We start from the raw sequence: 6261 nt of genomic DNA, 5'->3' as shown, positions 1-6261 counted from the left end.
TCAACAGTTCGCTTAGGCATGGAAGTTTTGCGGCATTCTGGCTACACAATAACAAGGGAAGACTCACTCGTGGCTGCAACCCTGCTTACTCAAAATCTATTCACACATGGTTACGTTTTGGGGAAATTATGAGGGGATCTCTCAGTGCATTGCCTCCAATTCCCATAATTTATTACGCCGATAATAACTTGGTGTAACCTTAAAAATGTACTTAAATCGACGTGTAAAAGATTGTTGGGAATCAAATTGATATTTTAATGCGATCTCAAGGATAGTTTTTTTCGTCAACCTCAACTCAACAGCCGCTTTCGTCAAACGACGAGCACGAATATAGCTAGCCAGTGTGACCCCTGTTACTTTTTTGAACAGCCGCTGAAAATACCACTTGGTATAACCCGCTTTATTCGCCACATCATCAAGCAGTAAAGACTGATCTAAATTATGTTCAATCCATAATAGAACATCTTTGATAACCGTTGTATGAAACTGCTTATCATCATATCTTAATTGGATGTTATTAGCTTTATTTTGATAGCGAGAATGCTGTTCAATATACATAAAATAACCTAAATGTTCTTAAGATTGTCACGACCACATCATCATGATACCATAAACATACTGACGGTATGTTATTTTAAATCTATCATGGAAAATAAAAATCATCAACAAGAAAATTTTAAGAGTACCTATCAATCACTGGTTAACTCAGCACGAATATTGTTTGTTGAAAAAGGCTATCAAGCTGTTTCAATAGATGAGATCTCGGGAAAAGCGTTGGTGACCAAAGGTGCCTTTTATCATCACTTTAAAAATAAAAAACAATTACTCAGTGCCTGTTATAAGCAGCAATTAATTATGATTGATGCCTACATCACAACAAAAACTGATTTAACAAATGGTTGGTCTGCCTTAGAAAGTATATTTGAACATTATCTTGATTATATTATTGATAATAATAAAAACCTTATCCCTATCCAAGAAGTGATGCCTATCATTGGTTGGAATGAACTTGAAAAAATTAGCCTTGAATACATTACTGGTAAGGTAAACGCCATTGTCAGCAAATTGATCCAAGAGAACCAACTTAAAGCTTATGATGATGATGTGCTTAAAAACTTACTCAATGGCTGGTTTATGCATATCGCAATACATGCGAAAAACCTAAAAGAGCTTGCCGATAAAAAAGGCCAATTTATTGCTATTTACCGCGGCTTTTTATTGAGCTTGAAAGATAAATAAAATAGATAGGTTTTATTTGAAGCTAAATCTTCTTTATCGTAAAAAATGCCCTCTTGGGTTATCAAGAGGGTCATTATATTTCGCGGAATAACATCATTTGGTGACGAAATAACTAAGCACTTGTCTCCTGTTTACTCCCCTGAGCTTGAGGGGTTAACATGAAGGTCATCGATAGCAGGATAATAATACAGTAAAACGCTAAACCAATAATCCAAATCCAGCCATCCCAAATTGGTAGTGAATGATTATAAATAACAGCAAACAGTAATGGGCCAATAACACCGGTTGCATTGTTAAGGCTCACCAATAATCCCTGTAAAGCACCTTGCTGATGACTCTTTGTTTGGATAGACATCACTCCCTGTAATGCAGGTAAAGCGATCCCACCACCAGCCAATAAAATTAAAACAGGGAAAACTAACCAACCTTCAGATATAAACGCTAAAAAGGCAAATGCACTACTATCTGCAATAAATCCGAGCAGTACTGCCGTTTTTTCGCCCCATTTAGTGGCTATTCTTCCTGCCACAAAGGCTTGGAATACTGAGTGTAAAAGACCAAGACCCGCTAATGAAAAGCCAACCATCATGCTATTCCATCCAAAACGATTTTCGGTAAATAGCACCCACACCGTTGCGGGAATTTGGCCTATCAATTGCGCTGAAAAATAAATAATCAACAAAATGGGCATCGTTTTAAATAAAGTGATGTATACCGAATTCGATTGCGTCTCAACCCCTACTTCGGTATCTGTATTATCACGTGTATTTTTGGTTTCACGGAACCAAAACATAACCACAAGGAAAGTGACAATATTTAGCAACGCAGCGATAAAAAAGGGACTATGCGGTGAAATCTCTCCTGCAAAACCACCAATAATAGGCCCCGCTATTAAACCAAGCCCAAAACTTGCCCCTAACCAACCGAACCACTTCACGCGTTGAGAAGCTGAGGTGGTATCGGCAATGACCGATGCCGCGACAGCCCCAGTAGCTCCTGTGATCCCTGAAAGCAAACGGCCTAAATACAGCATCCAAAGCGCACTTGAAAAAGCCAGCAATAAGTAATCCAGCGATGCGCCTATTAATGACAACAACAGCACTGGGCGCCGACCAAATCGGTCAGACATTTTTCCAAGCCAAGGAGCAAAGATAACCTGCATTAACGCATAAAGTGCAAGCAATACGCCAAAGTGGTTAGCGATATCTTCCGAAGCAATAAATTCACGTAATAACGTTGGCAAGACTGGCATGATAAGGCCAATCCCCATGGCATCGAGTAACGTAATTACCAATGCGATCTTTGTCGAACTATTCATTTCACTTTTCTCTATCACTGATAGGGAGTGGTAAAATAACTCTATCAATGATAGAGTGTCAACAAAAATTAGGAATTAATGATGTCTAGATTAGATAAAAGTAAAGTGATTAACAGCGCATTAGAGCTGCTTAATGAGGTCGGAATCGAAGGTTTAACAACCCGTAAACTCGCCCAGAAGCTAGGTGTAGAGCAGCCTACATTGTATTGGCATGTAAAAAATAAGCGGGCTTTGCTCGACGCCTTAGCCATTGAGATGTTAGATAGGCACCATACTCACTTTTGCCCTTTAGAAGGGGAAAGCTGGCAAGATTTTTTACGTAATAACGCTAAAAGTTTTAGATGTGCTTTACTAAGTCATCGCGATGGAGCAAAAGTACATTTAGGTACACGGCCTACAGAAAAACAGTATGAAACTCTCGAAAATCAATTAGCCTTTTTATGCCAACAAGGTTTTTCACTAGAGAATGCATTATATGCACTCAGCGCTGTGGGGCATTTTACTTTAGGTTGCGTATTGGAAGATCAAGAGCATCAAGTCGCTAAAGAAGAAAGGGAAACACCTACTACTGATAGTATGCCGCCATTATTACGACAAGCTATCGAATTATTTGATCACCAAGGTGCAGAGCCAGCCTTCTTATTCGGCCTTGAATTGATCATATGCGGATTAGAAAAACAACTTAAATGTGAAAGTGGGTCTTAAAAGCAGCATAACCTTTTTCCGTGATGGTAACTTCACGGTAACCAAGATGTCGAGTTAACCACCCTTTAGATTCATAAAGCGAAAATAATGCGGCTCCAACGTACCCACCTAAATGGAAACGGCGTTCACTCCAATCTAAACACGCACAACAGATTTTACGTGAATGTTTGGAAGGAACGTCAATTCCCATTTCATGAAAATATTGAATACCACTTAATGTGATCATTGAACCATTTTCAGTGATCCATTGCTGTTGACAAAGGGAATCATAGATCTTAACGGCAACTTCGCCAGCTAAATGATCATAGCAAGTACGTGCTTTTCGTAAATGCACTGGCGTGGAAACTTTGGCATGTACGCCATGGTTTAAGGAGATCCCCATCATACTTTCCATCAATTCAGCAATATCTTTTCCTGCTAGCCGAAAATAACGATGCTTGCCTTGAGCTACTACTGTGATTAGCTGGCAATCTAATAATTTAGATAAATGACTGCTCGCCGTTGAAGCTGATATATTCGCCACAGAACTTAGCTCAGTGGCCGTCCAAGCTCGCCCATCCATCAAAGCACTGAGTATTTTAACTCGTGAAATGTCAGACATAGCCGCCCCTATCGCGGCTATTGAGGACTCAAAGGTAACCTCTTTTCGTATTAAATTAGCCATCGCAAGTTCACTTTATTGCCCAAGGGAGCGTAACAGATGCAGCCATACTATCATTGTCCGTTATTAATATCAGTTGGTTAGCATGGTCACTGTATTGCACTAAAATATTAATGTTATTCTCCGCCAATACTCGTGCTATTTCGCCAAGTTCCCCCGGTTTTTCCTGTTTTAACTTACGAATTAATGGTGTCCGGATCGCAAGTACTAACAGTCCAGCTTGCTCTAGCGCTATTTTAGCTTCCTTTCCTTGTTCAACAAGAAAATGAGCATGGCATTCATCACCAACCGTAAATATCCCTCCCCCTTCCAATCCAATACCTTTATTACCTAATGTTTTTCCTAGTAATGCTAATTGTCCTATTTGATTATCTAAAACAACGTGAACATCAAACATTATCCTTGTCCTTTTTAAATGAATATTCGCGAGTAATATGAGCAATACTAATTTTGTAAAAATCAAATATTGACTCTCGCCCTTCTTGTTGAGCTTTCGCATGTAAAACATGATTTTTCCATTGCAGAACTGCGTATTCGTTTTCCCACCAAGATAGCGATAACATTTTTCCTTCTGTAGCTAGACTTTGAAAACGTTCAATTGAAATAAAACCAGCTACATGACTTAATAGTGGTCTTAACTCCTCAGCTAAAGTCAAATAGCGAGTTTGTTGGTCGGGTTGTATTTGCACCTCAAATATTACAGCAATCATATTTTTCTCCGTTATTAATCAACAAACAGAGTAATCCACCCGAAAATTAACACTTCGATAAGCAACGAAATATAGAAAGGTCATGCTGCTGTTTTATGTTGTATATCACACTTCTTTAAATTGCTCGGCCTGCGCTTATCATGTTCTCCTTCTCTTATAATTTTGTTTATTATTTATACTTTTTTATTTTTTGCTATCACCGAAAATAGTGCGGATCCCGCATGGTATTTAGGTTTACCCATCATTAAATACCATTGTTGTTATTTAATCTTTTTAATATTTCATGATTAAGATCACACTAAAATTATGACCCTATTAACTAAAAGTTATGGATACCCTAATAAAACTCATTGTTAAAGATTAGTTAACCAAAGTAACTTCATTTTTCACTATTGTTAAATTGTTATAGTGAAAATTCTGGTAAACTAATAGAGGTAAAAAAATGATCCTAGATGCCAGTTATACATTATTAGTCGCATGTATCGCGCTACTCATAGGAATGTTTGTCGTAAAATTTACCCCGTTCCTACAAAAAAACCACATACCAGAAGCCGTCGTTGGTGGCTTTATTGTTGCAATTGTTCTGTTAATTATTGATAAAACATCAGGTTATTCGTTTACTTTTGATGCTTCATTGCAAAGTTTATTAATGCTCACATTCTTTTCCTCTATCGGGCTAAGTTCTGACTTTTCTCGACTGATTAAAGGAGGAAAGCCGTTAGTTCTATTAACTATTGCAGTAACGATCCTAATCGCCATTCAAAATACTGTCGGCATGAGTATGGCTGTCATGATGAATGAAAGTCCATTTATTGGCTTAATTGCAGGTTCAATTACTCTAACAGGTGGTCATGGTAATGCCGGAGCATGGGGCCCTATTCTCGCTGATAAATATGGTGTAACAGGCGCCGTTGAATTAGCGATGGCTTGTGCAACACTTGGATTAGTGTTGGGTGGTTTAGTTGGCGGCCCTGTTGCCCGTCATCTTTTGAAAAAGGTCTCTATTCCTAAAACAACCGAGCAAGAGCGCGACACTATCGTTGAAGCTTTTGAGCAACCAAGCGTCAAAAGAAAAATCAATGCAAATAACGTTATTGAAACCATTTCAATGCTGATTATCTGTATTGTTGTTGGTGGCTATATCAGTGCATTGTTTAAAGATACTTTTCTGCAACTGCCTACTTTTGTCTGGTGTTTATTTGTCGGTATTATTATCCGTAATACACTGACTCATGTATTTAAACACGAAGTGTTTGAGCCGACCGTCGATGTATTAGGTAGCGTTGCTTTATCGCTTTTCTTGGCAATGGCGTTAATGTCATTAAAATTTGGTCAATTGGCAAGCATGGCAGGGCCAGTATTAATTATCATTGCTGTACAAACTGTTGTCATGGTGCTATTTGCCTGCTTTATCACCTTCAAAATGATGGGCAAAGATTATGATGCTGTCGTGATCAGCGCGGGTCACTGTGGCTTTGGTCTGAGGAATCCCCTAATGATTTTGATAAAAATCATAAATTTAAGGTAGATGCACATCTTGTCATGTGATCAAATGGTTCTGAGAAAAATCAATAACCAGACAACAAGATGTGCGAACTCGATATTTTACACGACTCTCTTTACCAATT

At 38.4% G+C, this 6261-nt stretch carries 7 protein-coding genes and 2 pseudogenes; 4 read left to right on the top strand and 5 right to left on the bottom strand.

The genetic code is table 11. From position 1 onward, the window contains the following. Positions 1–132, top strand: a pseudogene (locus DZ860_RS23305) (IS4 family transposase); the annotation flags it as partial. A gap of 9 nt (positions 133–141) precedes the next feature. On the opposite strand, the gene DZ860_RS23300 reads toward DZ860_RS23305, so the two are convergent. Then, positions 142–558, bottom strand: a complete 417-nt coding sequence (locus DZ860_RS23300; protein ID WP_000275180.1) for a helix-turn-helix domain-containing protein — start codon at positions 556–558, stop codon at positions 142–144. A gap of 87 nt (positions 559–645) precedes the next feature. Between DZ860_RS23300 and tetC the strand changes: the two genes are divergently transcribed. Then, positions 646–1239 carry a tetracyline resistance-associated transcriptional repressor TetC gene (gene tetC / locus DZ860_RS23295; protein WP_000428546.1) on the top strand — a complete coding sequence of 198 codons (594 nt, stop codon included), beginning with the start codon at positions 646–648 and terminating at the stop codon, positions 1237–1239. A 112-nt stretch (positions 1240–1351) separates the two neighbouring features. Here tetC and tet(B) read toward each other — a convergent pair whose 3' ends face one another. Then, on the bottom strand, positions 1352–2557 hold the full coding sequence (gene tet(B) / locus DZ860_RS23290; protein ID WP_010446567.1) for a tetracycline efflux MFS transporter Tet(B): 1206 nt from the start codon (positions 2555–2557) through the stop codon (positions 1352–1354). 81 nt (positions 2558–2638) lie between these two features. Between tet(B) and tetR(B) the strand changes: the two genes are divergently transcribed. Further along, positions 2639–3262 (top strand): tetracycline resistance transcriptional repressor TetR(B), encoded by a 624-nt coding sequence (tetR(B), locus tag DZ860_RS23285; protein WP_000088605.1) that lies wholly within the window; start codon positions 2639–2641, stop codon positions 3260–3262. Here tetR(B) and DZ860_RS23280 read toward each other — a convergent pair. The 3 genes from DZ860_RS23280 to DZ860_RS23270 all read right to left on the bottom strand — a co-directional run bounded on the left by DZ860_RS23280 (position 3240) and on the right by DZ860_RS23270 (position 4633). Further along, entirely contained in the window at positions 3240–3863 is a 624-nt protein-coding gene (locus DZ860_RS23280) for an ArsR/SmtB family transcription factor (RefSeq protein WP_001280391.1), read from the bottom strand. The two genes, tetR(B) and DZ860_RS23280, sit on opposite strands and share 23 nt — an antisense overlap. Before the next feature lie 70 nt (positions 3864–3933). After that, positions 3934–4320 (bottom strand): hypothetical protein, encoded by a 387-nt coding sequence (locus DZ860_RS23275; protein ID WP_000460651.1) that lies wholly within the window; start codon positions 4318–4320, stop codon positions 3934–3936. Beyond that, complete coding sequence (locus tag DZ860_RS23270) at positions 4313–4633, bottom strand: antibiotic biosynthesis monooxygenase family protein (protein ID WP_000562370.1); 321 nt, start codon at positions 4631–4633, stop codon at positions 4313–4315. Before DZ860_RS23270 ends, DZ860_RS23275 begins: the two co-directional genes overlap by 8 nt. Before the next feature lie 442 nt (positions 4634–5075). Between DZ860_RS23270 and gltS the strand changes: the two are divergent. Beyond that, positions 5076–6116: pseudogene (gene gltS / locus DZ860_RS23265) on the top strand (sodium/glutamate symporter); the annotation flags it as partial. Positions 6117–6261: the final 145 nt, after the last annotated feature.

The sequence above is a fragment of the Vibrio sinensis genome (genome assembly GCF_003605645.1).
GTDB lineage: Bacteria > Pseudomonadota > Gammaproteobacteria > Enterobacterales > Vibrionaceae > Vibrio > Vibrio sinensis.
Note: the sequence above shows the minus strand (reverse complement) of the source record. Positions and strands in the feature narration are given on the sequence as shown.